Origin of the sequence: Amycolatopsis cynarae (assembly GCF_026802195.1) — a bacterium.
In the GTDB taxonomy this organism is placed as follows: domain Bacteria; phylum Actinomycetota; class Actinomycetes; order Mycobacteriales; family Pseudonocardiaceae; genus Amycolatopsis_E; species Amycolatopsis_E rhizosphaerae.
The window spans coordinates 6,859,877-6,882,941 of sequence record NZ_CP113836.1; the positions used below are offsets into that span (position 1 = coordinate 6,859,877).

The window sequence follows — 23,065 nt, forward strand, 5'->3', positions numbered from 1 at the left end:
GGCATGAATCCACAGTGGAACGGCCGGGGGGTCCTGTCCGGCCGGGGGTTGGTGAAGCGGTACGGCGAGCAGTACGCGCTGGCCGGGGTGGACATCGACATCGAGGCGGGGGAAGCGGTCGCGATCGTCGGGCCCTCCGGTTCGGGAAAGAGCTCCCTCCTGCACGTGCTGGCCGGCATCCTGCGCCCCGATTCGGGTGAGATCCACCTTGGGGACGAGCGGATCGACCAGTTCTCCGAGAAGCGCCGCAGCGAGTTGCGGCGCCGCGAGTTCGGGTTCGTCTTCCAGCAGGGGATGCTGGTCGCGGAGCTGACCGCCGAGGAGAACGTCGCGCTGCCGATGCTGCTTGGCGGGGCGGGACGCAAGCAGGCGCTGACGGCGGCGCGGGAATGGCTGGCCAGGCTGGGGCTCGGCGGCCGGGAGGGCAGCCGCCCCGGTGAACTGTCGGGCGGGCAGGCGCAGCGGGTCGCGATCGCCAGGGCGCTCACCCATCGGCCGAAGGTGATCTTCGCCGACGAGCCGACCGGCGCGCTGGACAGCCGCACCGGCAAGGACACCATGAACGCCCTGCTCGACGCCGCGACCGAGGCCGGGTCGTCGGTGCTCATCGTGACCCACGACCGTGAGCTCGCCGCGTCGCTGCCACGGGCGGTGACCATCCGCGACGGGCGGATCACCACCGGGGTGACCGTCGGATGAACCCGGTGCAGCTGGCGTTCCGGGTGCTGCGGGCCGATCGCCGCACCCGGGTCTCGACCCTGCTCATCGCCGTCGGCGTGGCCATCGCGACCGGTCTGGTGCTGTTGCTGATGAGCCTGCCGCAGGCGACCAAGGCCAGGGCCGTGCGCACCGTCTGGACCGCCACCTACAGCTCGTCCGCCCCGGCCACGATGATGTTCGCGAAGAGCGACGACTTCACCGAGGGCGACCCGATGACCAGGGTGGACCTGGCGGCCAAAACCGATCCGGCCGCCATCGCGCTGCCCCCGGGACTGCCGCGGTTCCCGCGGCCCGGCGAGGTGCTCGTCTCACCCGCCCTGCTGGAGCGGATGCACAAGCTGTCCCCCGCCCAGCTCGCCGACCGGTTCCCTGGGCGGGTCGTGGGCACCCTCACCGACCAGGCGCTCGCGTTCCCCGGTGAACTGGTCGCCGTGGTCGGGCACACACCCGATTCGATGCCGTCCGAAGCAGCGGCGCTGCCCGGTTTCCACGGCAGCGAGCACACCGACGGTGACCCGTCGCTGAATCTGCTGGCCTGGGTGGGGATCGTGGTGCTGCTGGTGCCGAGCCTCGCGCTGGTCGGCTCGTCGTCGCGGCTGATCGCCACCCGCCGAGAACGGCGGCTGGCCGCATTCCGGCTTGCCGGAGCCACGCCCGGGCAGGTCACCGCGATCGTCGCGGCGGAGACGGGGATCGCCGCCGTGGTCGGTGCGCTGCTCGGCCTGGCCGTCAGTCCCGTGCTGCGCTGGCTGGCGACTTTCGTCCCGTGGGGCGGCGGAACCTGGCTGGCGGGCGATTTCCGGTTGCCGCTCGCGGAGACCGTGTCCATCGTCGCGGGGATGCCGGTGCTCGTGGTGCTCGCCGCGGTGCTCGGCCTGCGCCGCGTGATGCGCAACCCGATCGGCGCCGCCTCCGCGCAGACGCCCAAACCGCTACGGGCCTGGCGCCTGCTCGCCGTGCCCCTCACCGGGGTGGCCTTCTACCTCTCGGTCACCATGAAGATCGAAGCGCCGCTGGGGGTGTCGGCCTTGTTCCTCCTGCTCGGCTCGGTGCTGGTGGTCGGGCCCTGGCTCACCTACGCGGCGGGCCGGATCTTCGTGCGCCTGTGGCGCAGGCCGTCCGGCCTGCTCGCAGGCCGCCGGCTGCTGGACGATCCCCGCGGGGCGTACCGGGCTTCGGCCGGGGTGGTGCTCGCGGTGCTGGTCGGTTCCATGGCGCTGACCCTGATGGCCTGCTTCGAGGGCATGTCCGGGGGCGGCGGCAGCTTCCGGGACCCGGTGTTGCTGACCTACCCCGAGAACGACCAGGCCGCCGCGCTGGTGTCCAGGGTCGACGCCCAGCTGGCGCGGTACGGTCAGCGGGCACGGGCGGTCGCGCTCGCCGAGGTGTCGCTGACCAGGGGCGGCAGCCATTACCGCGCCCTCGTCGTCCCGTGCGAGCAGGCCGGGCAGTTGCTTCGGGTCGAGGTGGGCTGTCTCGGCACGCCCGCCGTCTACCTGCCGTCCGGGGCGGGGAACATCCGGATCGCCGGGCACGAGCCGCCCCTCCCGCTGGCCGAGGGGGTGCGGGTCGGCGGGTTCCACGCCCTCGACTCCGACGTCATGATCAGCGGGATCGTCGACCCGGCGGTACTGCCCGCGGGGGTGGTACCGGAGCAGACGATCGTCGCCGTCGCGACCACGGGAAGCGATCCCGAAGTGGTGCGCACGGCGCTGGGGGCGGGCGGTGACAGCGTCTTCGGCCGCGACACCTTCCTGGCCAAACAGGACAGCCAGCTCGGGGACCTGCGGCGGGTGACGGTGATCGGGCTCGTCGTGGCGGGGGCTCTGGCCGGCGCCAGCGCGGCGATCTCGACCACGGGTTCGGTGCTCGACCGGCGCCGCACCTTCGGCGCGCTGATCGCGGCGGGGACCCCGGTGCCGGTGCTGTCCCGCGCGCTGCGGGCCGAGGCCGCGCTCCCCGCGCTGGTTGCCACCGTCGGCGCGGGCGGCATGGGCGTCCTGGTCGGGCTCGGGTTGTTCCACCTGGTCCAGATGGCGCGGCCGGGCGCGGCCGCGGCCGTGACGGCCTGGGCCGGCACCCCGGTGGTGCTCGGCATCGGAGTGGCCCTGCTGGCCGCATCGGTGTGCACCCCGGCGCTCAACCGGGTGCGCGCGGAGCCGCTGAGCGACGAATGAGACGACCGGGGCGCCCCCCTCGGGGGTGGGGGCGCCCCGGTGCTCACAGCTCCGGCACGCGCTCGAAGATCAGGTCGCGGCTGATCCGCCCCTCTTCGTTCGCGCGCTGCTCGAACTTCGTCACCGGCCGCCAGCTGGGGCGGGGAGCCCAGTCGGGGAAGCGGTTGCGCAGCAGCGGCTCGGCCGAACAGACCTCCAGCATCTGCTCGGCGTAGTGCGCCCAGTCGGTCGCCAGGTGCAGCATGCCGCCGGGAGCCAGTCGCGAGGCCACCAGCCGGACGAACTCGGGCTGGACGAGCCTCCGCTTGTGGTGCCGCTTCTTCGGCCACGGATCAGGGAAGAAGATCCGGACACCCGACAGCGAATCCGGCGGGATGTGCTCGGTCAGCAGGATCACCGCGTCGCCGTGCAGCAGCCGCAGGTTGGTCAGGCCCAGCTTTTCGGCCCGCAGCATCAGCTGCCCCAGGCCCGCTTCGTACACCTCGACCGCGACGTAGTTGACCTCGGGTTCGGCGGCCGCGAGCTGAGCCGTCGTCTCGCCCATGCCGGAACCGATCTCCAGCAGGACCGGGGCGGGCCTGCCGAACCAGGCGGCGAAGTCGATCGGACCGGGCGGCAGCTCGGACACGCGGCGGCCGAGTTCCGGCCACCGCTGCGTCCAGGCCCGCTGCTGCCCGACGGTCATCCGGCCGCCGCGCTGCACATAGCTGACCACGCTGCGCAGGCGCGGTTGATGCTCGCTTTCCACGACTCCCAAGTTAGAGGCCGGGGGCCCGGGTCACCGCAGGTGGCCCGCCTTTGGGGGTGCACCACCCGCCCGGGGTGTCAGCGCACCGCTTCGAACTCCCCCAGCCGGGACCGCAGCCCGGCCGGACCGGCCACCGCGATCGGTTCGGGCGTGCTCCCGGTGTGGGCGGGCAGCACGTCGATCCACCCGGTGTGGCGGCTGGTGTTGAGGATCGTGGTCGGGATGTGGTGCCCCGATCTGCCGCGCTCGGAGGGCATGAACTCCCAGTACCCGGAGTCGCCGTCGGCGACCCACGGCACGAACTCCCAGCCCGGCCGCCGGGACAGCAGGTGCGCCATCCGGTCTTCGATGCGGAACCCCGCCGCCCGCGACTCGAGGCTGCCCTCGGCGAGGGCCCGCAGCCACCAGGGGGCCGGGATCGGCTCGTTCCGCTCGCTCATCGTGCGGAACAGTGCGAGCACCTCGGCCTCCGGCGCGCGGTGGATCCAGGCACGGCGGATCCCGGCGGGCGTGGTGGCGGAAATCGCGTCACGCGGCAGTTCGAGCGCCTGGGACCACTGAAGCGCGTCCAAAGGCTCGAGAGTGGGCTGCGGCGCGGCGTTGCGCGGAGGGGGAACGGGTGGACCAAATTCTTGTCCGACATCCACCGTCAAGGGTCACCTCCGTGGAGTCTCCCGACGTGGTTGCCCTCATTTTCGCTGGTCAACGACCCTGTTGTCCGCTCCCTGTGAGGCCAACCACAGGGGCTTTACGCGTTGTTAACCCGAGGCCGCTAACGCGGGTGAGGATTTCTTCGATTAAACCTCAATTTTTGTCGCGTACGACACCCGCCGTGAATACGAGTAGGCAGAGGGCCGCGAAATAGAGCCCGTACCAGCCCGCGCTCAGCGGTAGCCCGGGGTGCCAGCCTGCCACCTGGTTCGCGGCGAAGAACAGCAGCCACCGCTGAACCCCGGGAGCCAAGAAGGCCAGGCCCTCGACCAGTTGCGTCCACCCGAGCACGATCGCCACCGCGGGAAGCGGTGCCCGCACCAGGAGGCCGATGCCGAACCCCAGCAGCGCGGTCAGCGCGAACAGCGCGGCCTGCCCGAGCACCGCGCGCCAGTCCGCGGCGGTGTGCAGACCGAGGTCGACCTCGGGGTCCACCACGGTGGCCAGCGCCCATGAGCCGAACCCGGCGGCGAGCCCGACCAGCGCCGACCAGCCACCGACCACCGCCGCACCGGCCAGCACCCGCCGCCGTCCCGGCGAGGCCTGCCGGGTCAGTCGGCGCTCCACGGTCGCGGCGAGCACGGCCATCACCAGGATCACCGTGCGCCCGAACGTCTCCGCCGTCTGGGTGTCACCGACGGTCACGGGCAGTTCGTCGCCTTCGACGATCAGGCGCGCCGCGCCGAGACCCGCCGACGCGACCACCGCGAGCACCGCGGCCCACCAGGTCACGGGCGTGCTGAACAGTCTGACGCGCTCTGCCGCGAGCAGGCTCACTCCTGACCCCCCAGGGCTACCCGACCGGTTCCCCGGCCAACTGCATGAATGCCTGCACCAGTGAACCCTGTTGCGCGCCGAGCCGCGTACCGGGTCACCGCTCACCGGCGCCGGGCGGAAAGGACAGGGCCCGGGCCGCCCCCCGAATGGCGGCCCGGGCCTGTCTCCCCTGTTCCGGCGCGACGTTCCCCGAATTCACGCCCTCGCCGGAGTTCCCCTGTGGTGGTCTTTCGTCAGGCGTCCCGCCGCTTCGCGACCGCGAGCGCCGCGCCGAGCAGTACCAGCGCGAAGGCCGCGAAGTAGGCCAGCGCCCAGCCCTGCCCGAGCGTGGAGGTGGACAGCGGGGCCCCGGCCGCCGCGTCGCGGCCGACGTTGGTGGCACCGTTGCCGGTGAGGAACTTCTCCGCGACGTTGAACGGCATCCACCGGTAGATGTCCGGCCCGATCGTCGGAATGAGCTTGACCAGGCTCTCCACCGCCAGCGAGTAGATCAGCAGCAGTGCGATGGCGCCCGCGCTGTGCCGCAGCATGATGCCGACGGCGACCGCGATCACCGCGGCGAACGCGTAGACCACCCCCACCCCGGCGACGTTGATCCAGGCCGCGGTGCTGTCCAGCGCCAGGTGCGCGTGCGGCTTGAGCAGCCTGCCGACGCCCCAGGAGCCGAAGGCGCTGATCTCGCCGATGACCAGGGCGAGCACGGCCACCACGGTGGTCTTGGCGAGCAGGGCCGAGGTGCGGTTTGGCACCGCCTGGAAGGTGGTGCGGATGGTGTTGAACCGGTACTCGGTGGTCACCGACAGCGCCGCCAGCACCATGATCACCGCCATCCCGAAGCCGTAACCGAACTGGGTGGAGGCGACGGTGGCGGAGAATTCGACGTCGTTGGCGTTGCCGACCACGAGCGCGGCGAACCCGATGGTCAGCACGAGCGTGGTCAGCGCGCACCACCACGGTGAGCGGGTGGTGAACAGCTTGATGCGTTCGACTGCGAGCAGAGTCATGGTCTTCGTCTCCCCTAGTTCGCGCTCGGCGCGAGCACGGCCCCGTCGGGCAGGCCGGTCTGGTACTCCACGGAGTCGCCGGTGATCTGCATGAACGCCTGTTCCAGCGAACCGGTCTGCGGGCTGAGTTCGTGCAGCACGATCTGGTGCTGCGCGGCCAGCTCACCGATCTTCTCACTGTCCATTCCGGACACCAGGATGCCGCCGTCGGCGTCGGCGTCGGTGACGGCGACCCCGGCCTCCGCGAGCTCGGCGCGCAGCCGGTCGAGGTGCGGGCTGCGGACCTTGACCGTGTTCTCCGCGGCCCTGGCCACGAACTCCTTCGTGGTGCTCTGCGAGATGAGCTGCCCCCGGCCGATCACGACCAGGTTGCTCGCGGTCAGCGCCATCTCCGAGAGCAGATGGCTGGAGACGAACACGGTCCGCCCGTCCTCGGCCAGCCGCTGCATGAACCGGCGGATCCACAGGATCCCCTCCGGGTCGAGCCCGTTGACCGGTTCGTCGAACAGCAGTACCTCCGGGTCGCCGAGCAGGGCCGCGGCGATGCCCAGCCGCTGCGACATGCCCAGCGAGAAGCTCCCGGCGCGCTTGCCCGCCACCCCGGTCAGGCCCACGGTCTCGAGCACCTCGTCGACCCGGCGCGTCGGGATCTTGTTCGACTTCGCCATCCAGGTCAGGTGGGCCCGGGCGGAGCGGTTCGGATGCACCCACTTGGCGTCCAGCAGCGCGCCGACCGTCCGCAGCGGGTGCTTCAGGTCCTGGTAGCGCTTGCCGCCGATGCGGACCTCGCCCGCGGTGGGCGTGTCCAGCCCGAGGATCATGCGCATGGTGGTCGACTTCCCGGCCCCGTTGGGGCCGAGGAAACCGGTTACCTGCCCGGCGTCCACGGTGAAGGACAGGTTGTTCACGGCCAGCGTCTTGCCGTATCTCTTGGTGAGGCCGGATGCCTCGATCATGGCTTCTCCCCTGATCAGAGCCTGTGCTTAACCCTGTCGGCCCATCTTCTCGGATCGGGCGCCACCGACGCGTCATCCTGTGGTCCGAACTTCCACCCGACTGCGGTAGTAGCTTCCCCTGCGCCCGTCATGGGCGGGATCGGTGATGTCCCTGACTCGCCCCTGACCTTTCCCCGGCCCGGTTCGGGGTCGGTTCAGGCGAAAGTGCCGTTCTGTCCGGGGCGGATCAGACCGGTTTCGTAGGCGAGTACGACGGCCTGGACGCGGTCGCGGAGCCCGAGCTTGGCGAGGATGCGCCCGACGTGGGTCTTCACCGTAGCCTCCGAAAGGAACAGCGTCTCGGCGATTTCGACGTTCGACAGGCCCTTCGCGATGAGCACCAGCACCTCGCGCTCCCGCTCGGTGAGCGGCGTCAGCGCCGACTCGTCGCGCAGTTGCCCGGCACCCGAGCTGACGAAACGGTCGAGCAGGCGGCGGGTGACCGAGGGCGAAACCACGGCGTCGCCGCTGGCCACCGCGTGCAGCGCGGCCACCAGCTGGGCGGGCGGGATGTCCTTGAGCAGGAAGCCGCTGGCCCCGCCCTGCAGCGCCGCGTACACGTATTCGTCGAGGTCGAAGGTCGTCATCACGAGGACCCGCGAGGTGCCCGCTTCGACGATGCGCCTGGTCGCCTCGACCCCGTCGAGCACCGGCATCCGGACGTCCATCAGCACCACGTCCGGCCGCAGCTTCGCGGCCAGCTCGACGGCCTCGGCGCCGTTACCGGCCTCACCGGCCAGGTCGACGTCCTGCTGGGCGCCGAGCACCATCCGGAACCCGGCCCGCATCAGCTCCTGGTCGTCGACCACGACAACACGGATCACGAGGCCAACCTAACCGGCAGGGTGGCGCGCACTCGCCAGCCACCGCCCGGAGCCGGTCCCACGTCGAGCGTGCCGCCGTAGACGTGGGCGCGCTCACGCATCCCGATCACCCCGTTGCCTCCCGGCAGCGCCGTTCCGGCCGGCACCAGCTGCCGCGCTTTCCCCGCACCGTCGTCGATCACCTCGACCTCCACGACGTGCGGACCACGGCGGATCCGCACCTCCGCCCTGGCGTCGCGCCCCGCGTGCTTGAGGGTGTTGGTCAGCGACTCCTGGACGATGCGGTACACCCCGAGCGAGACCCCGGCGGGCAGGCCGCCGAGGCCGCCTTCGACGTCCAGCCGTACCGGGAGACCGGCCTGCCGCACCCGGTCCACGAGCTCCTCCATCGACTCCGCGTCCGGCTGGGGGATGCGCGGTTCGGCCCCGGGGTCCTCGTTGTTGCGGAGCACCTCCAGCAGGCGCCGCAGTTCGGCCAGTGCCTCCCGGCCCGTGCGTGAGATCGTCTCCACCGCGCGTTGCGCGAGATCGGGATCGGAGCGCACTGCATAGGACGCGCCGTCGGCCTGGACCACGATGACGCTGACCGCGTGGGCGACCACGTCGTGCAGTTCCCTGGCGATGCGGCCGCGCTCCTCCGCGACCGCGATCCGGCTCGCCTGGTCCCGTTCGGTTTCCAGCAGGTGCAGCCGTGCTTCGACTTCCTTGTGATAGGCCTGCCGGGCGCCGACGAACTCGCCGAGCACCCAGCAGAACGCGAAGACCAGCAAGGTGATGATCGCCGTGCCGATGCTGCCGGGGGTCCAGGTGAAGGCGAGCAGCCCCGCGCTGCTGAGCACGAGCCCTGCCAGGTAGTAGGCCGCTTGCCTGCGCCCGACGTACACCAGGAGCGTGTACAGCGCGATCACCGCGCCGAGGCTGCCGACGCCGAGGTTCAGCGCGCCGTGCACGGTGGCGGCGACCAGCGCGACGCAGGCCACGGTGAGCGGGTACCTGCGCCGGAACACCAGCGGCAGGGTCATCGCCAGGTCGACGGGGATCGCGAGGTACCAGGGCGTCATCTCGGGGTGCGGCGTCAGCGAGTCGACCAGGAGCAGCAGCAGGTCCGCCACCAGCAACAGCGCGGCGAGCAGGCTGTCCCCGGCCATCGGGTGTGCCCGCATCCACAGACTCAGTCGCCGCATGCGCTCACCCTAGGCAGGCGCCGGGCGCGTTCGCGTCGTCCGTGGGGACCACCTTCCCTCGATCCGTGGAACGACGGGTGGCACTATTTCGACCGGACGGTTCACGGCTGGGAGGGGGCGACGTGACGGACCAGGGCCACTTGGCGGGCCCCTTGTCGATGTCGGTGGCCAACCTGTGCCGGCGGTTGCAGCCCCAGGTTTCGGCCCGCACCGCTGCCGGGTTCGCCGAGGTGACGCGGCGGCTGGCGGCGCCGCTGCAGGTGGCGGTGGCCGGCCGCATCAAGTCCGGCAAGTCCACTCTCGTCAACGCGTTGATCGGGCGCAGGGTGGCACCCACGGACGTCGGCGAGTGCACCCGGCTGGTGACGCGCTTCCAGTACGGCACGGTGGACCGCATCGAGGTGGTCTTCACCAACGGCACCAAGCAGGTCCTGCCCTTCGCCGCGGACGGCATGATCCCCGGCGAACTGGGTGTGGACATCTCCCAGGTTTCGCACATCGAGGCGTACCTGACCAACGCCGTGCTGCAGCACATGACCGTGATCGACACCCCGGGGCTCGGTTCGCTGGACGCCGCCTCGGTCTCGCGGACCGAGGAACTGCTCGGGGCGGCGAAACAGGACGAGGGCTCCGACGAGCTCGACGACACCTCGCGCAACGCGGTCGCCGGGGCGGAAGCGGTGCTGTACGTGGTGACGCAGGGCGTGCGCGCCGACGACCAGCAGGCGCTCGCGGCGTTCACCGCGGCCACGGCGAGCCGTGAGGCGGGCCCGGTCAACGCGATCGCGGTACTCAACAAGGCCGACACGATCACCCCGGAGTCGGTGCAGGGCGCCGAAGACGACGTGTGGAAGGCCGCGACCATCCTGGCCGGGAAGCAGGCCGCCCTGCTCAAGCCCAGGGTGGCCGACGTGCTGCCGGTGATCGGCCTGATCGCCGAGTCCGCCGAGTCCGGTGGGTTCACCTCGGCCGACGCGGAGGCGCTTCGCCAGTTGTCGGCGCTGGACGACGCGACGCTGGAAACCATGCTGATGGCCGCGGACATCTTCACCAGCTGGGACTGCGAGGTTCCTGCCGGAACCCGGTTGCGGCTGCTGGAAAAGCTCGACCTGTTCGGCATCCGCCGCGCGATCGAGGCGATCCGGGCCGACCCCGAGATCACCGCCGGTGCGCTGCGCCGGATGCTGCTGGAGGCCTCCGGTCTGGAGGCGGTGCGGGCCCGGCTCAACGTCGTGTTCGCCGCGCGCGCGGACGGGATCAAGGCGGCGGCCGCGCTCGCCTCGGTGACCGCGCTCGCCCACGCCTCCGGCGACCCGGCCGAACGCCAGCGCGTGCACGACGCGATCGAGGTGCTGCTGGCCAAGCCGGAGGCGCACCAGTTGCGGCTGCTCGAGGCACTCACGCTGGTGGTCGCCGGGGCGGTGGACATGCCCGAGGACCTGGCCGAGGAGGTGCTGCGGGTCGGCAGCAACGCCGAGATCGGCGCGCAGCTGGGCATGCCCGGCGGCACGCGGGCCGAGCTGGCGGCCTACGCTCTCGAACGGGCCGGATGGTGGCGCTCGTTCGCCTCGTTCGGCGCCACTCCGGCGCAGAGCCGGGTGGCACACGTCGTCCATCGTGCGTATTTCCTTATCTGGCAACAATTGCGCGAGAACCGGGGGTGAGTCGGGTGCCGTCGTGGTTTCGGAGGGAACCCGAGGCGGGCGCGGATGACCCGACCGGCGAGATTCCGGGCGCCAGTCTGGCCAAGCTCATCGAAGAAGCGGATGGAACCGCCGCGGCCGCGGACGCGTCGAAGTCCGACGTGAACAGCGGCGTTGTCACGAGCGAGTTGGAACGGGCATTGTCCGATCGGCAGGCGCTCATCCAACTGTGCCTGTACGCCCTCGACCGCGCCCGCAGCGGCGGCGTGGTGGAGCGGCTCGAACAGGGTTTGGCCGGGATCGGGGTGACCGCCGTGCGGCCGGACGGCCAGCGGTTCGATCCCGCCGTGCACGAGGCGGGCGGGGCGGTGGCCACCGACGATCCGGCACTGGACGGCCTGGTCGCCGAGACCGAGGTGGTCGGCTTCAACGACCACGACCGGTTGTTGCGGGCCCCGATTGTGACGGTGTATACGAAACGATGACCGCTTCCACGGCACCCTCGCTTCCGGCGCAGGTGAAACAGGCGCGCGAAACGCTGCTGACGGTGTTGCGCGAAAACGACGTCCAGGCCGCGAAGTGGGTCGATGACATCCGCCGCGCCCGGCCGAAGAAGCCGTCGGTGGTGGTGGTCGGCGAAACCAACCGCGGCAAGAGCTCGCTGGTCAACGCCCTGCTGGTGCGTCCCGGGCTGTCCCCGGTCGACGCCGAGGTCGCCACCGCGACCTACCTCGTGTTCGACCACGGCCCGGAGTGGGCGGCACAGGCCTGCTATCCGGGGCAGTTGGCCCCGGTCGGCATCCCGATCGACGAGCTGACGCGGTGGGCTTCGGCGGCGCACGAGCTCCCGGAAGGGCAGTTGCCGCCGCGCTACCTGGAGATCACCGGCCCGGTGCCCCTGCTCGAACGTCTGTCCCTTGTGGACACTCCGGGGGTCGGCGGGCTGGATTCCATGCACGGTGAGCTGGCCATGGAGGCCGCCGCGAACGCGACCGCGTTGCTGTTCGTGGTGGACGCGTCGGCGCCGTTCACCGCCGGGGAACTGGACTTCCTGCGCAGGACGGGCGACCGGGTCGAAACAGTGCTCTTCGCGCTGTCCAAAACGGACCAGTTCCGGGGCTGGCGCGAGGTGCTCGAAGCCAATCGCCGGTTGCTGGCCGAACATGCACCCCGGTTCGCGGACGCCGTCTTCCACCCGGTGTCCGCCCGCATGTTCGAGATGGCGGCCAAGGCGCCGAACGAACAGGCCGCCGCGATGCTGCGGGAGCGGTCCGGGGTGATCGCACTGCAGGCGGCGATGCAGGAGTTGCTGGTGGGCCGCTCGGCGATGCTCGGTGAGGCCAACACGCTCCGGGCGCTGTCCAGTGCGCTCGGCGAGCGCCATGCGTTGCTGAAGGCCGAGCAGAGAGCGCTTTCTTCCGGCGAAGCCGAGGCGGAGGCGCTGCGGGCCCGGCGCGACCAGCTGGTCAGCGACCGGCGGTCCTCGACGCGGGGATGGCAGCTGAAGCTGCGCGGCGAGATCCAGCGGGCACGGGTCGATCTCGGGCACGAGTCGAGCCGGCAGATGCGGGACGCGCAGTCGTACTTCCGGCAGCAGATCGAAGCCGCGAACCGTGACCGGCTGCACGAGCTTCCGCAGCAGGTGGACGCGTCACTGCAGATGATTTCGCAGCGCGTGTCCGCGGTGATGGCGCAACGGCTGAACCGGGTCACCGACGTGGCGCTGTCCGAGCTGTTCTCCGCCGAGGAACTGGACGTGATCCGCGCCCAGTTCCTGCGTTCCGGTGGCCCGCAGGTGGTGCTGCGGCCGCCCGACAAGCGGCCGCCCACCCCGGAGGACAAGCTGCTGGTCTTCATGGGGATTTCGGGCGGGGTCGGGGCGGGCAAGATCGCCGCACTGCCACTGGCCGGGGTCGCCCTGCTCAACCCCGTGGTACTGCCCGCGACCATCGTGATCGGCCTCGGCGCCGGGTGGTGGATGGCGCGCACGCGCAAGCACGCCGCGGACAAGCAGCACATGAAGCAGTGGCTGGTCGAGTCGATCGCCGATGCACGGTCTACTTTGGACCAACTGGTGGCCGAGCAGCTGATCGAGGCCGAACAGCAGCTGTCGCTGGCCCTCGACGACGCCTTGGGCCGCCGGATCGACGCGATCGAGGCCGACCTCAAGGAAGTCGACAAGGCGATCAAGATGGACGCGCAGGAACGGTCCAGGAAACTCGCCGAACTGGGCAGGCGGATCAAGGAGGTCGGCGACGGGCGGGATCGGGCGGAGGTCCTGCTCGGTCGTATCCGCGCCCTGCGCGACCAGCACTGACTCGGACCGCGAGTTCGGTTGTGCCGGGGAACCGAACCGGCCTACCGTGAGTCCAAGTCGTTGTTCAGAGAGTGGAGAGTGGGGAGACAAGGCCGTGTGGATCGACGACACTGGGGGCGCGGACACTGCCGACGCCGGTCACGAAGGCGAGATGGAGATCTCGGTCGACGGCCACAACTACACCGCTGAGGAGAATTACGACCTCAATCACGACGGTGTGGCCGACACCGTCAAGATGGAGAACTCCGACGGCACGATCACGGCCTACGTCGACACCGACGGCGACGGGCACGCCGACGAGTACGTGCACACCGACGAGCAGGGCAACGTCGTCGAGATGGCCCGGTTCGACGCCTCGACCGGCTCCTGGGTGGACGATCACGAGCAGTCCGGCGGCGGCTCCCACACGCCGGACAGCCAGGCCGGTCACCAGGGCGACATCATGGTCGACACCCCGCAGGGCACGGTCGACGCCGGTCACGCCACGATCGACAGCAACCACGACGGCACCCCCGACACCGTCCAGGTGACCGACGAGCAGGGCAACACGATTCTCTTCACCGACACCAACGGCGACGGGAACGCCGACGTCGAGACGGTGGTCACGCCCGACGGTGAGCACCAGACCTACGAGCACACGGGCCCGGGCCAGTGGACGGAGACCGACGGCGGGCACGGGGTCGCGGCCGAGGTGCCCGCCGACAGCGACCAGTTGTGGGGTGGCGGGCACGACACCGTGGTCGAGGGGGTCGCGAAGATCGACTCTGTGACGGGGCAGTGGATCTCGCAGAACTGAGTCGTTCGTGCCACCGACGGGCCCCGGCCGCCACAGGCGCCGGGGCCCGCTTCGTTTCCGCTCGGCGAACGAAGTTGAACGCCGAAACAACGCCGGGGAACGTAACCATGGCCACTTCGAGGTATCGGGAAGATCACGGCCGTACCGGAAACCTTTTTCCGCTAGGCCGGTCCAGCGATATCTGAATCGATTCCCTTATCGTTCCTGTGAGAGAACCGACAGGCCAGGGCTCGGTTAGCCGGGCGGAGCGCGGCTACCCTCATGGAATCCCAATTCCCCGTACGTCGGTCGCCAGCCGGCGTGCGAAGCCATTCGGTCGCCGGCGATGGAGCCCGCGTCCGGACAACCAGATACGTCCGGGCGCGGGCTCCTCCCGTCGAAGTCAGGAGACAAGGAATGACTGCAGTAGCCATCCCGGGACTGGATAAGGCGCCGACCTCGCACAGCGGAGTCCTCGCGTGGGTGCGGGAAGTCGCCGAACTCACCACTCCGGACCGAGTGGTGTGGTGTGACGGCTCCGAGGAAGAGGCCGCGCGGATCAATTCCGAACTCGTCGAAGCCGGCACCTTCGTTCCGCTGGAGGCCAAGCCGAACTCGTTCTGGGCCGCTTCGGACCCCAGTGACGTCGCGCGAGTCGAGGAACGGACCTTCATCTGTTCCGAGCGCGAGGAAGACGCCGGGCCCACCAACAACTGGGTGCAGCCGGACGAGATGAAGGCGACCATGACCGAGCTCTACCGGGGCTGCATGCGGGGTCGCACGATGTACGTGATCCCGTTCTGCATGGGTCCGCTCGGCGCGGACGACCCCAAGCTCGGCATCGAGATCACCGACTTCGCCTACGTGGTCGCGTCGATGCGGGTGATGACCCGGATGGGCGCCGCCGCGTTGGAGAAGTTCGTCGCCGAGGACGGCACCGAGCGCCCGTTCGTGCCCGCCCTGCACTCCGTCGGCAAGCCGCTGGCGCCGGGCGAGAAGGACGTTGCGTGGCCGTGCAACGACACGAAGTACATCACCCACTTCCCGGAGACCCGCACGATCTGGAGCTACGGCTCGGGCTACGGCGGCAACTCGCTGCTGGGCAAGAAGTGCTACTCGCTGCGGATCGGTTCGGTGCTCGCCCGTGACGAGGGCTGGCTCGCCGAGCACATGCTGATCCTGAAGCTGATCTCGCCGGAGAACAAGGCCTACTACGTCGCCGCCGCCTTCCCCAGCGCCTGCGGCAAGACCAACCTCGCGATGCTGCAGCCGACCATCCCCGGCTGGCGTGCCGAGACCCTCGGCGACGACATCGCGTGGATGCGGTTCGGTGAGGACGGCCGGCTGTACGCGGTCAACCCCGAGTTCGGCTTCTTCGGCGTGGCGCCGGGCACCGACTGGCACACCAACCCGAACGCGATGCGCACGATCGAGAAGGGCAACACGGTCTTCACGAACGTCGCGCTGACCGACGACGGCGACGTGTGGTGGGAGGGCATGGACTCCAAGCCCGAGCACCTGACCTCGTGGAAGAAGCAGGACTGGACGCCCGAGTCGGACGAGCCCGCCGCGCACCCGAACTCGCGGTACTGCACCCCGATGTCGCAGTGCCCGATCCTGGCGCCGGAGTGGGACGACCCGAAGGGCGTGCCGATCTCGGCGATCCTGTTCGGCGGCCGCCGCGCCACCACGGTGCCGCTGGTGAACCAGGCGCGCGACTGGCAGCACGGCGTGTTCATGGGCGCGACCATGTCCTCGGAGAAGACCGCGGCCGCGGCGGGCAAGGTCGGCGAGGTGCGCCGCGACCCGATGGCGATGCTGCCGTTCCTCGGCTACCACGCCGGTGACTACTTCCAGCACTGGCTGGACACCGGCAAGAACGCCGACGCGACCAAGCTGCCGAAGATCTTCTACGTCAACTGGTTCCGCCGGGGCGAGGACAAGCGCTTCCTGTGGCCGGGATTCGGCGAGAACTCGCGCGTGCTCAAGTGGATCATCGAGCGGATCGAGGGCAAGGCCGGTGCGGTCGAGACCCCGATCGGCTTCGTCCCGCGTGCCGAGGACCTGGACACCGAGGGGCTGGACCAGCCGCTGGAAGACGTCCAGGCCGCGCTCGACATCGCGCCCGAGGAGTGGCGTCAGGAGATCCCGCTGATCGAGGAGTGGTTCGACAAGATCGGCGACCGCGTCCCGACCAGCCTGCGTGACGAGCTCGACGCGCTCAAGGCGCGCCTGGGCTGACACGTCTGTGCCTACGGCCGGTTCCCCACCCGCACGGTGGGGAACCGGCCGTTCGCATTTCGGGTATGCGCCGCTAGCGCCGTCGCACCAGCTCGGCGGGGTCGAGATGGTCCGGCCGTGCGGCAGGGCTCATTCGGATGCCTTTCGGTGAGCCGAGTGTTGCCGCTACTCACCGTAAGACTCCTGTTCCCCGCTCAACCGGCGCGGACGCTCGTCACCGCGCCACGGAGCGCGTCCAGGGGCAGGCCGACCGCGTCCGCGAGGGCCACCACGGTGAAGAACGCCGGGGTGGGGATGCGGCCGGTTTCGATCTTGCGCAGCGTTTCCACCGAGATCCCGGCCTGGGTCGCGATTTCGGTCATGCTCCGGGAGCCGCGTGCTTCGCGGAGGACGGCGCCGAGCCGTTCGCCGCGCGCACGTTCGGCTTCGGTCAGCGGCACTCGCACCATGGCCCAAGTCTATCCGCCAGTTTCTCCACAGGCTGTGGACAACTCTGTGCACAAGCTGGGGACAACTGTGGACAGCCCCGCCGAGCGGGCTCGGCGGGGCCGTTGTCCAGGGCGGCTAGGCCCCCGGGGGGACCGGGAGCGGACGGCCCGGCAGGGTCTGGTCGGCCGGAACCACCCCGTCCACGAGGTAGTCCTCCACAACCTTGTCCACCGCCGCGTTGCCTCCGGCGTAGATGCCGTGGTCGCCCTCCCCGGTGACCGTGATCATCCGGGAGCCGCGGAAGGCGGCGTGCGCCCGCTGCGCACCCTCGATCGGCGTGGCCGGGTCGTGGGTGGACTGCACCATCAGCACCGGCGGGACGCCCGCCCCGTCGAGCACCGGCAACGGCTCGGGGCGGTTCTTCCAGAAGATGCACGGCTGCACCACCCAGCCCCAGCCGAGCAGCGGATACCGCGGGCCGAGCTCGGCGGACTGCCGGATCACGCTGTTCCGGTTGCCGAGCCACGGGCCCTCGTTGCAGGGGATCGTCCAGAAACTCGCGTCGTAGGCGTCGCCGTCGCCCGGCACCATGAGCGGCTGCGGGCCAAGGCCCGGCTCGTCGGCCCTGGCGGCGTCGACCCGCTGCTTCGCCACCGCCTGCTGCGCGGCGCTTCCACTGTTCTCGGCGAGCGTCCGCACGTTCACCAGGTACTCCGCGAGACCCGGGAAGTACCGCTTGTTGTAGAGCTCGGAGGCGATGAAGGAGTCGAACTCGTTGGCCGACAGCGGCGCCCCGTCCACCTCCACCGGGCTCTTGGCCAGTGCCGCGCGCACCGATTCGTAGGTCAGCCGCGCCGCTTCACCCGTGGTGCCGAAGTGGTAGAGGCCGTCGTAGCGCGCCATCCACGGGAGGAAGTCCTCCCGCCAGCGCCGCTCGAAGCCGAGCGGCTGCCAGTCGAAGGACTTCTGCCAGGTGGTGGTGAACTCGGTGTTCGAGTCGAGGACGAAACGGCCGGTCCGGTTCGGGAACGCCTGCGCGTAGTGCGCGCCCAGCCAGGTGCCCGCCGAGTAGCCGACCCAGTTCACCCGGTGCCTGCCGAGCAGCACGCGCAACAGGTCCAGATCGTGCACGGTCTGCCCGGTGTTGATCAACGGGCCGAGGTCGCCGGACTTCACCTGGCACGAGTCGGCGGCGTACTTCGTCGCCTCCAGGATGAGATTGAGGTTCCGGCGGCTGCGGTCCCTGGGGTCGAGCGCCGCACCGGTGCCGATGGCGCCGCCGCAGGTGATGTTCGTGCTCTTGCCGGTTCCGCGCGGGTCGAAGCCGACGATCTCCTGGTGCTCGCGCAGCCGCGTCTGGTTGCGCAGCCGGGCGGGGAACATCCGGCCCGGTGCGCCGGGACCGCCCGGGTTGACCAGCACACTGGCGGTCGCGTTCCCGGTGGCCTTGAGCCTGCTCACCGCGATGGTCAGATCGGCGCCGGCGCCCGGATCGCGCCAGTCCCGCGGCGTCAGGTAGGTGGTGCATTCGATGCCTTCGGCACCGGGCGGCGGTGTCTGGCCCGACAACTCCTCGGAGGTGCAGGGATGCCAGTCCAGCACCTGGTTCGCGTACCGGCCGGGGATCCCGGTCGAGTTCAGTGCCTGTTCTGCCTGGTCAGGCCGTGTTGACTGATCGGTCGCACCGGCGTAGGCCGGTGCTCCCGCGGCCAGCAGGGTGCCGGCCAGAGCCGGGATCACCACCGCCCGGCGGAGTCGTTTCATGCTCGCCCCTTCGTCACTGGCTCCACACGCCTCGACCACGGTCGAGGGCGATCATTTGTAGCCAGCTGGGCGATTCGTGCCTACCTGCTTAAGTTGGGTATTCCTGCCCAAATCGATACATGAGACCCCCGTGACGCAACGCCCGTGACGAATTAGGGTCGTCCAGGCTGTCCGAACGTTCAAGTGAGGTCCGATGTCTGGCAAAGCCGCCGGAAGGGCGCAGGGGTTGGTCTTCAACCCGTGGAACCTCTTCCTGCTCATCCCTCTGCTTATGTTGATCACTCCGTGGTTCAACTTCGACAAGCCGAGGTTGTTCGGTCTCCCCTTCTTCTACTGGTACCAGTTCGCCTTCGTGCTGGTCGGGGTCGCCTCCGTGGCCGTGGTCTACGTGATGACCAGCGAAAAGCGCGTGACCGGGCCCGATCGTCTCTCGGTGGATGACCTTGATGAAGGGGAGAAGAAGTGAAGACCGATCTGGTCATGGCGGCGCAGTCGCCCGGCGGTGGCCTGCAGTGGGTCGAGCTGAGCGTCTTCATCGTGCTGTTCGGTGTGGTGACGGTGCTGGGTTTCGTCGCCGCCCGCTGGAAGGCCGCGGCCTCACTCGACCATTTGGACGAATGGGGTCTCGGTGGCCGGAAGTTCGGTTCCTGGATCACCTGGTTCCTGGTAGGCGGTGACCTCTACACCGCCTACACCTTCGTCGCGGTGCCCGCGCTGGTCTTCGGTGCCGGGGCGCTCGGCTTCTACGCCCTGCCCTACACCGTGATCCTCTACCCGATCGTCTTCCTGCCCGCGCTGCGCATGTGGTCGGTTTCGCGTTCGCGCGGCTACGTCACCCCGGCCGACTTCGTGCGCGGCCGGTTCGGTTCGCCGACGCTGGCGCTGCTCATCGCGATCACCGGCATCGTGGCCACGATGCCCTACATCGCGCTGCAGCTGGTGGGCCTGGAGGCGGTGCTGCGCACGATGGGCCTGAACGGCAGCGGGATCGTGGGCCATCTGCCGCTGCTGATCGCCTTCCTCATCCTGGCGCTCTACACCTACCAGTCGGGCCTGCGAGCGCCGGCGCTGATCGCGTTCGTCAAGGATGGCCTGATCTACCTGGTGATCCTGGTGGCCGTGTTCTACCTGCCCGCCAAGCTCGGCGGCTGGTCGCACATCATCGACGTCAGCGCGGCGAAGTTGTCGCAGCCGAACCCGAAGACCGGCAAGCCGTCGGGCTCGATCGTGCTGACCGCCACCAACCAGCTCCAGTACATCACCCTCGCGCTGGGTTCGGCGCTGGCGCTGTTCCTGTACCCGCACTCGCTGACCGGTGTGCTGGCCTCGCGCGGACGCAAGGTGATCAAGCGGAACATGATGGCGCTTCCCGCCTACTCGTTCCTGCTGGGTCTGCTGGCGCTGCTGGGCTACGTCGCGATCGCCGCGGGGGTCAAGCCGATCACCAACGCCGCTACCGGGAACGCCGATTCCAACACCGTGGTGCCGGTGCTGTTCGACCTGAACTTCCCGTCGTGGTTCGCCGGGATCGCGTTCGCCGCGATCGGCATCGGCGCGCTGGTGCCCGCCGCGATCATGTCGATCGCCGCAGCGAACCTGTGGACCCGCAACATCTACAAGGAATACCTCAAGCGGGACGCGACCCCGGCGCAGGAGGCCAAGCAGGCCAAGCTCGCCTCGCTGGTGGTCAAGTTCGGTGCGGTGGCGTTCATCCTGTTCATCGATCCGCAGTTCTCCATCGACCTGCAGCTCATCGGTGGCGTGCTGATCCTGCAAACGCTGCCCGCGGTCGCGATCTCCCTGTACACGCGGTGGTTCCACCGCTGGGGCCTGATCGCGGGCTGGGCCGTCGGCATGGTGTGGGGTGTGCTCATGCTCTACGGCATCGGAAACCCGAACACCGGCAAGGCGCACTTCGGTGGCTCGGCGCTTCCGCTGGGCAAGCTGTCGATCTTCGGCTGGCACCCGTTCCCCGGCTCGCTGGTGCAGATCTACCCCGGGTTCGTCGCGCTGGTCGGCAACCTGGTGGTCGCGGTGGTGGTCACCGTGATCGCGCGCCGGTTCAAGGTGTTCAACGGCACCGACGACACGGAGCTGTCGGACTACCACGTCGACGAGCACGACGAGGGCCTCCGCCCGATCGGCGTCCACTGATCCAGGTTCCGCCACCCGCACCGCCACGCAGAACACTTGCATACAGGTCCTAACGTGAGGGTATGAGTGAAGCAGTGAGCCGATTCCCGGTCGTGGAGCTCGACGAGCTCCCGGACGATCTCCGCGACCGGGTCGGTGCCATCGCCGAGAAGTCGGGATTCGTCCCGAACATCTTCCGCGCCCTCGGGCACCGTCCGGCCGAGCTCCGGGCGTTCCTCGACTATCACGACGCGTTGATGGAACGCCGCGAGGGGCTGACCAAGGCCGAGCGGGAACTGGTGGTGGTCGCGACCTCCGGGGCGAACCACTGCACCTACTGCGTGGTGGCGCACGGGGCGATCCTGCGGATCCGCGCGAAGGATCCCCAGCTCGCGGACCAGGTCTCGGCCAACCCCTGGCAGGTGGAGCTGGACGCCCGTGGCCGGGCGATCGTCGAGCTGGCGCTGGCGCTGGCCCGTGACTCGCACCTGTTCGGCGACGCGCAGTTGGCGGCGGCGCGCGAGGCCGGGCTGACCGACGACGAGATCTGGGACGTCGGGGCGATCACCGCACTGTTCGCGATGTCGAACCGGCTGGCCCACCTGACGGCGCTGCGCCCGAACGAGGAGTTCTACCTGATGGGACGCCAGGCGCGGTAACGGACAACCGCTACAGCTTCAGCCGCCAGGTTTCTCCGACCAGGTCGTGCCCGAAGCTGTGGTGGGGTTCGCTCTCCACCAGTTGGAAGCCGGTTTTCGCGTAGATGTGGCGGGCCGCGGTGAGCACGTCGTTGGTCCACAACTCCATCGCGGTGTAGCCGTGCGCGCGGGCGAACGCCACGCATTCCTCGACCAGCCGCCGGCCAAGCCCGTACCCGCGTGCGCCGGGTTCGACGAGCAGCAGCCGCAGTTTCGCGGTCCGCTCGTCGGATCCGCGCACGCAGAACACGCTACCGGCGCGCTCGCCGTCGATCTCGGCGATCCACGCCGCCTCCGCGCGAGGGTCGTGCCGGTCCGCGTAGTCCGCGACGATCCGGGCGACGAGAGCTTCGAAGCCGCTGTCCCATCCGTATTCCCGCGCGTAGATCGCGCCGTGCCGCTCCACCACCCAGCCGAAGTCCCCGGGCCGGGGCGGGCGCAGCACGACGGCGGGCCGCACCGACCGCTCGCCGACCAGGTTGGTGATCGCGCCCATGGCGGAGACCAGCCGTTGCTGGTCCTCGTCACCAAGCCGTTCGAGGAGCTTCGCGATCTGGTCGACGGTGCGCTGCTCGAGTGAGTGCTGTGCGGCGCGGCCGGCCTCGGTGAGCCGGATGAGCTGACGCCGTCCGTCGCTTTCGGACCGTTCGCGGGCGAGCAGACCGCGGGTTTCGAGCCTGCCGAGGAGGCGGCTCGCGTAGCCGGCGTCGAGGCCGAGCCTGCGGCGCAGTTCGGTGACCTCGGTGACGCCCTGCTGTTCGAGTTCGTAGAGCACCCTCGCCTCGCTGAGCGAGTACTCGGTGCCGACGAGTCCTTCGTCGAGGACGCCGATCAGCGCGGTGTAGAGCCGGTTGAAGGCCCTGACCTTGGCCACGCGCTCCAGGAGCCGAGGACTGTTCATTGACCACCTCAACAACTTCGTTGACTTAGTCAAAGAATAGCGCGGCCGTCAACCAGCTACCGAGCAAGGATGTTCAAGACCCGGCCGGTTCCGTGCCGGAGGCTGGAGGACGTGAACGAGAAAACCACGGAGATGCTGCGACTGCTCGCGGCCGACGGGCCGCATCCGGACCTGCGGGACGAGTTGATGCTGTTCGGGCAGTTCGTCGGCAGTTGGTCGGTGCGCAACCGGTTCTTGGACGGCGGAGTCTGGCGCGAGGAGAACCGCGAGTGGCGGTTCGGCTGGGTGCTGGGCGGGCGCGCGGTTCAGGACGTGCTGGTGAACGACGGCGGCCCGGACGACGCGCGGGTCACCGCGGGCACCACGGTGCGGGTGTACGACCCGGCTGCGAGTGCGTGGCGTGTGCAGTGGTTCGGACTGGCTCGGGCCCAGTACGTCACCTTGTTCGGCCGCGCCGCGGGTGACGAGATCCATCAGGAAGGCACGAGGTCGGACGGAGCGACCGTGCGGTGGAACTTCACCGACATCACGCCGGAGTCGTTTCGCTGGCAAGGGTTCGTGGCCGACGGTGACGGGTGGCGCCTGGAACAGGAGATGCGCGCGCGAAGGCGGTGAGGTCCGGACATATGGAAACCCCGTGATGCTGCCAGGTCGGGGGTCCGCCAGCATCACGGGGTCATCAGGAGTATCGCCGGATTCAAGCTTGGCGTTACACCTGAGTTCTCATGTGGTGCACGTCACTCCTGAGTCACTTTATCAGCGCAGCCCGGCGCGATGCGCCTGCGCGATGGCGATCAGTTCCTGACGCATGGTCGGCGTGGCCGCTTCCTCGATCGCCTGGTTCAGTGCTCGCCGCGTCCGGTACTCGCTGCGACGGGCGCGGAACTTGGCGGCAATGGTGGTCATCGGTACTGCATCCCCTCAGGATCCTCGCGGTTGCTGATGGCTCCAGTATGCGCCCGAGGAACCCAGCAATGCCAACGATTGTCCGGTGATCTAGCGCACTCGCCGATGAATCGTCGGT

General features: G+C 69.7%; 22 protein-coding genes. 11 read left to right on the forward strand and 11 right to left on the reverse strand.

The window, feature by feature from the left end:
* The first annotated feature begins 3 nt into the window (after positions 1-3).
* A complete protein-coding gene (locus tag ORV05_RS33195; RefSeq protein ID WP_268755822.1) occupies positions 4-699 on the forward strand; it encodes an ABC transporter ATP-binding protein in 696 nt (231 codons plus the stop codon).
* Positions 696-2,897 (forward strand): FtsX-like permease family protein, encoded by a 2,202-nt coding sequence (locus ORV05_RS33200; RefSeq protein ID WP_268755823.1) that lies wholly within the window; start codon positions 696-698, stop codon positions 2,895-2,897. Before ORV05_RS33195 ends, ORV05_RS33200 begins: the two co-directional genes overlap by 4 nt.
* A gap of 43 nt (positions 2,898-2,940) precedes the next feature.
* Here ORV05_RS33200 and trmB read toward each other — a convergent pair whose 3' ends face one another.
* From trmB to ORV05_RS33235, 7 genes are all read right to left on the reverse strand, one after another.
* Positions 2,941-3,645, reverse strand: a complete 705-nt coding sequence (gene trmB / locus ORV05_RS33205; protein ID WP_144587609.1) for a tRNA (guanosine(46)-N7)-methyltransferase TrmB — start codon at positions 3,643-3,645, stop codon at positions 2,941-2,943.
* A gap of 77 nt (positions 3,646-3,722) precedes the next feature.
* Positions 3,723-4,292 carry a hypothetical protein gene (locus tag ORV05_RS33210; RefSeq protein ID WP_407652631.1) on the reverse strand — a complete coding sequence of 190 codons (570 nt, stop codon included), beginning with the start codon at positions 4,290-4,292 and terminating at the stop codon, positions 3,723-3,725.
* 157 nt (positions 4,293-4,449) lie between these two features.
* On the reverse strand, positions 4,450-5,133 hold the full coding sequence (locus tag ORV05_RS33215) for a hypothetical protein (protein ID WP_268755825.1): 684 nt from the start codon (positions 5,131-5,133) through the stop codon (positions 4,450-4,452).
* 233 nt (positions 5,134-5,366) lie between these two features.
* On the reverse strand, positions 5,367-6,137 hold the full coding sequence (locus ORV05_RS33220; protein WP_268755826.1) for an ABC transporter permease: 771 nt from the start codon (positions 6,135-6,137) through the stop codon (positions 5,367-5,369).
* Between the two features lie 14 nt (positions 6,138-6,151).
* Entirely contained in the window at positions 6,152-7,093 is a 942-nt protein-coding gene (locus tag ORV05_RS33225) for an ABC transporter ATP-binding protein (RefSeq protein WP_268755827.1), read from the reverse strand.
* A gap of 194 nt (positions 7,094-7,287) precedes the next feature.
* Positions 7,288-7,956 (reverse strand): response regulator, encoded by a 669-nt coding sequence (locus tag ORV05_RS33230; protein ID WP_268755828.1) that lies wholly within the window; start codon positions 7,954-7,956, stop codon positions 7,288-7,290.
* The gene (locus ORV05_RS33235) at positions 7,953-9,104 is read right to left on the reverse strand and encodes a sensor histidine kinase (RefSeq protein ID WP_268760011.1); all 1,152 of its coding nucleotides are present in this window, start codon (positions 9,102-9,104) and stop codon (positions 7,953-7,955) included. Before ORV05_RS33235 ends, ORV05_RS33230 begins: the two co-directional genes overlap by 4 nt.
* Before the next feature lie 194 nt (positions 9,105-9,298).
* Between ORV05_RS33235 and ORV05_RS33240 the strand changes: the two genes are divergently transcribed.
* From ORV05_RS33240 to ORV05_RS33260, 5 genes are all read left to right on the forward strand, one after another.
* Positions 9,299-10,804, forward strand: coding sequence for a dynamin family protein (locus ORV05_RS33240; protein WP_268760012.1), 1,506 nt, complete (start codon positions 9,299-9,301; stop codon positions 10,802-10,804).
* A 5-nt stretch (positions 10,805-10,809) separates the two neighbouring features.
* Complete coding sequence (gene grpE / locus ORV05_RS33245) at positions 10,810-11,268, forward strand: nucleotide exchange factor GrpE (RefSeq protein ID WP_407652632.1); 459 nt, start codon at positions 10,810-10,812, stop codon at positions 11,266-11,268.
* On the forward strand, positions 11,265-13,100 hold the full coding sequence (locus ORV05_RS33250) for a dynamin family protein (protein WP_268755830.1): 1,836 nt from the start codon (positions 11,265-11,267) through the stop codon (positions 13,098-13,100). The genes grpE and ORV05_RS33250 overlap by 4 nt, the downstream gene beginning before the upstream one ends.
* Positions 13,101-13,194: 94 nt before the next feature.
* Positions 13,195-13,896, forward strand: coding sequence for a DUF6802 family protein (locus tag ORV05_RS33255; RefSeq protein WP_268755831.1), 702 nt, complete (start codon positions 13,195-13,197; stop codon positions 13,894-13,896).
* Between the two features lie 396 nt (positions 13,897-14,292).
* Entirely contained in the window at positions 14,293-16,116 is a 1,824-nt protein-coding gene (locus tag ORV05_RS33260; RefSeq protein WP_268755832.1) for a phosphoenolpyruvate carboxykinase (GTP), read from the forward strand.
* 194 nt (positions 16,117-16,310) lie between these two features.
* Here the strand turns inward: ORV05_RS33260 and ORV05_RS33265 are convergent, their stop codons facing one another.
* Entirely contained in the window at positions 16,311-16,565 is a 255-nt protein-coding gene (locus ORV05_RS33265) for a helix-turn-helix domain-containing protein (protein ID WP_268755833.1), read from the reverse strand.
* A 115-nt stretch (positions 16,566-16,680) separates the two neighbouring features.
* Positions 16,681-18,309 carry an alpha/beta hydrolase gene (locus ORV05_RS33270; RefSeq protein WP_268755834.1) on the reverse strand — a complete coding sequence of 543 codons (1,629 nt, stop codon included), beginning with the start codon at positions 18,307-18,309 and terminating at the stop codon, positions 16,681-16,683.
* Between the two features lie 193 nt (positions 18,310-18,502).
* Here ORV05_RS33270 and ORV05_RS33275 point away from each other — a divergent pair, with 193 nt between their 5' ends.
* The 3 genes from ORV05_RS33275 (at position 18,503) to ORV05_RS33285 (ending at position 21,101) form a co-directional block, all read left to right on the forward strand.
* Positions 18,503-18,775, forward strand: coding sequence for a DUF3311 domain-containing protein (locus tag ORV05_RS33275; RefSeq protein WP_268755835.1), 273 nt, complete (start codon positions 18,503-18,505; stop codon positions 18,773-18,775).
* Positions 18,776-18,789: 14 nt separating this feature from the next.
* Complete coding sequence (gene mctP / locus ORV05_RS33280) at positions 18,790-20,463, forward strand: monocarboxylate uptake permease MctP (protein ID WP_268760013.1); 1,674 nt, start codon at positions 18,790-18,792, stop codon at positions 20,461-20,463.
* Between the two features lie 62 nt (positions 20,464-20,525).
* Complete coding sequence (locus tag ORV05_RS33285; RefSeq protein ID WP_268755836.1) at positions 20,526-21,101, forward strand: peroxidase-related enzyme; 576 nt, start codon at positions 20,526-20,528, stop codon at positions 21,099-21,101.
* 10 nt (positions 21,102-21,111) lie between these two features.
* Here the strand turns inward: ORV05_RS33285 and ORV05_RS33290 are convergent, their stop codons facing one another.
* Positions 21,112-22,041: a bifunctional helix-turn-helix transcriptional regulator/GNAT family N-acetyltransferase gene (locus ORV05_RS33290; RefSeq protein ID WP_268755837.1), complete on the reverse strand. Its 930-nt coding sequence runs from the start codon at positions 22,039-22,041 to the stop codon at positions 21,112-21,114.
* A 111-nt stretch (positions 22,042-22,152) separates the two neighbouring features.
* On the opposite strand from ORV05_RS33290, the gene ORV05_RS33295 reads away from it, so the two are divergent.
* The gene (locus ORV05_RS33295; RefSeq protein WP_268755838.1) at positions 22,153-22,656 is read left to right on the forward strand and encodes a hypothetical protein; all 504 of its coding nucleotides are present in this window, start codon (positions 22,153-22,155) and stop codon (positions 22,654-22,656) included.
* Positions 22,657-22,797: 141 nt separating this feature from the next.
* On the opposite strand, the gene ORV05_RS33300 is transcribed toward ORV05_RS33295, so the two are convergent.
* On the reverse strand, positions 22,798-22,947 hold the full coding sequence (locus ORV05_RS33300) for a hypothetical protein (protein ID WP_186382548.1): 150 nt from the start codon (positions 22,945-22,947) through the stop codon (positions 22,798-22,800).
* Between the last annotated feature and the right edge of the window lie 118 nt (positions 22,948-23,065).

What these genes read in the sequence shown, in the direction of transcription:
- ORV05_RS33250 (WP_268755830.1), top strand. Translation starts at nt 11,265, where the DNA reads ATGACCGCTTCCACGGCACCCTCGCTTCCGGCGCAGGTGAAACAGGCG.
- ORV05_RS33290 (WP_268755837.1), bottom strand. Translation starts at nt 22,041, where the DNA reads ATGAACAGTCCTCGGCTCCTGGAGCGCGTGGCCAAGGTCAGGGCCTTC.
- ORV05_RS33195 (WP_268755822.1), top strand. Translation starts at nt 4, where the DNA reads ATGAATCCACAGTGGAACGGCCGGGGGGTCCTGTCCGGCCGGGGGTTG.
- ORV05_RS33300 (WP_186382548.1), bottom strand. Translation starts at nt 22,947, where the DNA reads ATGACCACCATTGCCGCCAAGTTCCGCGCCCGTCGCAGCGAGTACCGG.
- ORV05_RS33285 (WP_268755836.1), top strand. Translation starts at nt 20,526, where the DNA reads ATGAGTGAAGCAGTGAGCCGATTCCCGGTCGTGGAGCTCGACGAGCTC.
- ORV05_RS33220 (WP_268755826.1), bottom strand. Translation starts at nt 6,137, where the DNA reads ATGACTCTGCTCGCAGTCGAACGCATCAAGCTGTTCACCACCCGCTCA.
- ORV05_RS33270 (WP_268755834.1), bottom strand. Translation starts at nt 18,309, where the DNA reads ATGAAACGACTCCGCCGGGCGGTGGTGATCCCGGCTCTGGCCGGCACC.
- mctP (WP_268760013.1), top strand. Translation starts at nt 18,790, where the DNA reads ATGGCGGCGCAGTCGCCCGGCGGTGGCCTGCAGTGGGTCGAGCTGAGC.
- ORV05_RS33265 (WP_268755833.1), bottom strand. Translation starts at nt 16,565, where the DNA reads ATGGTGCGAGTGCCGCTGACCGAAGCCGAACGTGCGCGCGGCGAACGG.
- ORV05_RS33235 (WP_268760011.1), bottom strand. Translation starts at nt 9,104, where the DNA reads ATGGCCGGGGACAGCCTGCTCGCCGCGCTGTTGCTGGTGGCGGACCTG.
- ORV05_RS33260 (WP_268755832.1), top strand. Translation starts at nt 14,293, where the DNA reads ATGACTGCAGTAGCCATCCCGGGACTGGATAAGGCGCCGACCTCGCAC.
- ORV05_RS33240 (WP_268760012.1), top strand. Translation starts at nt 9,299, where the DNA reads ATGTCGGTGGCCAACCTGTGCCGGCGGTTGCAGCCCCAGGTTTCGGCC.
- ORV05_RS33275 (WP_268755835.1), top strand. Translation starts at nt 18,503, where the DNA reads ATGTCTGGCAAAGCCGCCGGAAGGGCGCAGGGGTTGGTCTTCAACCCG.
- ORV05_RS33200 (WP_268755823.1), top strand. Translation starts at nt 696, where the DNA reads ATGAACCCGGTGCAGCTGGCGTTCCGGGTGCTGCGGGCCGATCGCCGC.
- ORV05_RS33225 (WP_268755827.1), bottom strand. Translation starts at nt 7,093, where the DNA reads ATGATCGAGGCATCCGGCCTCACCAAGAGATACGGCAAGACGCTGGCC.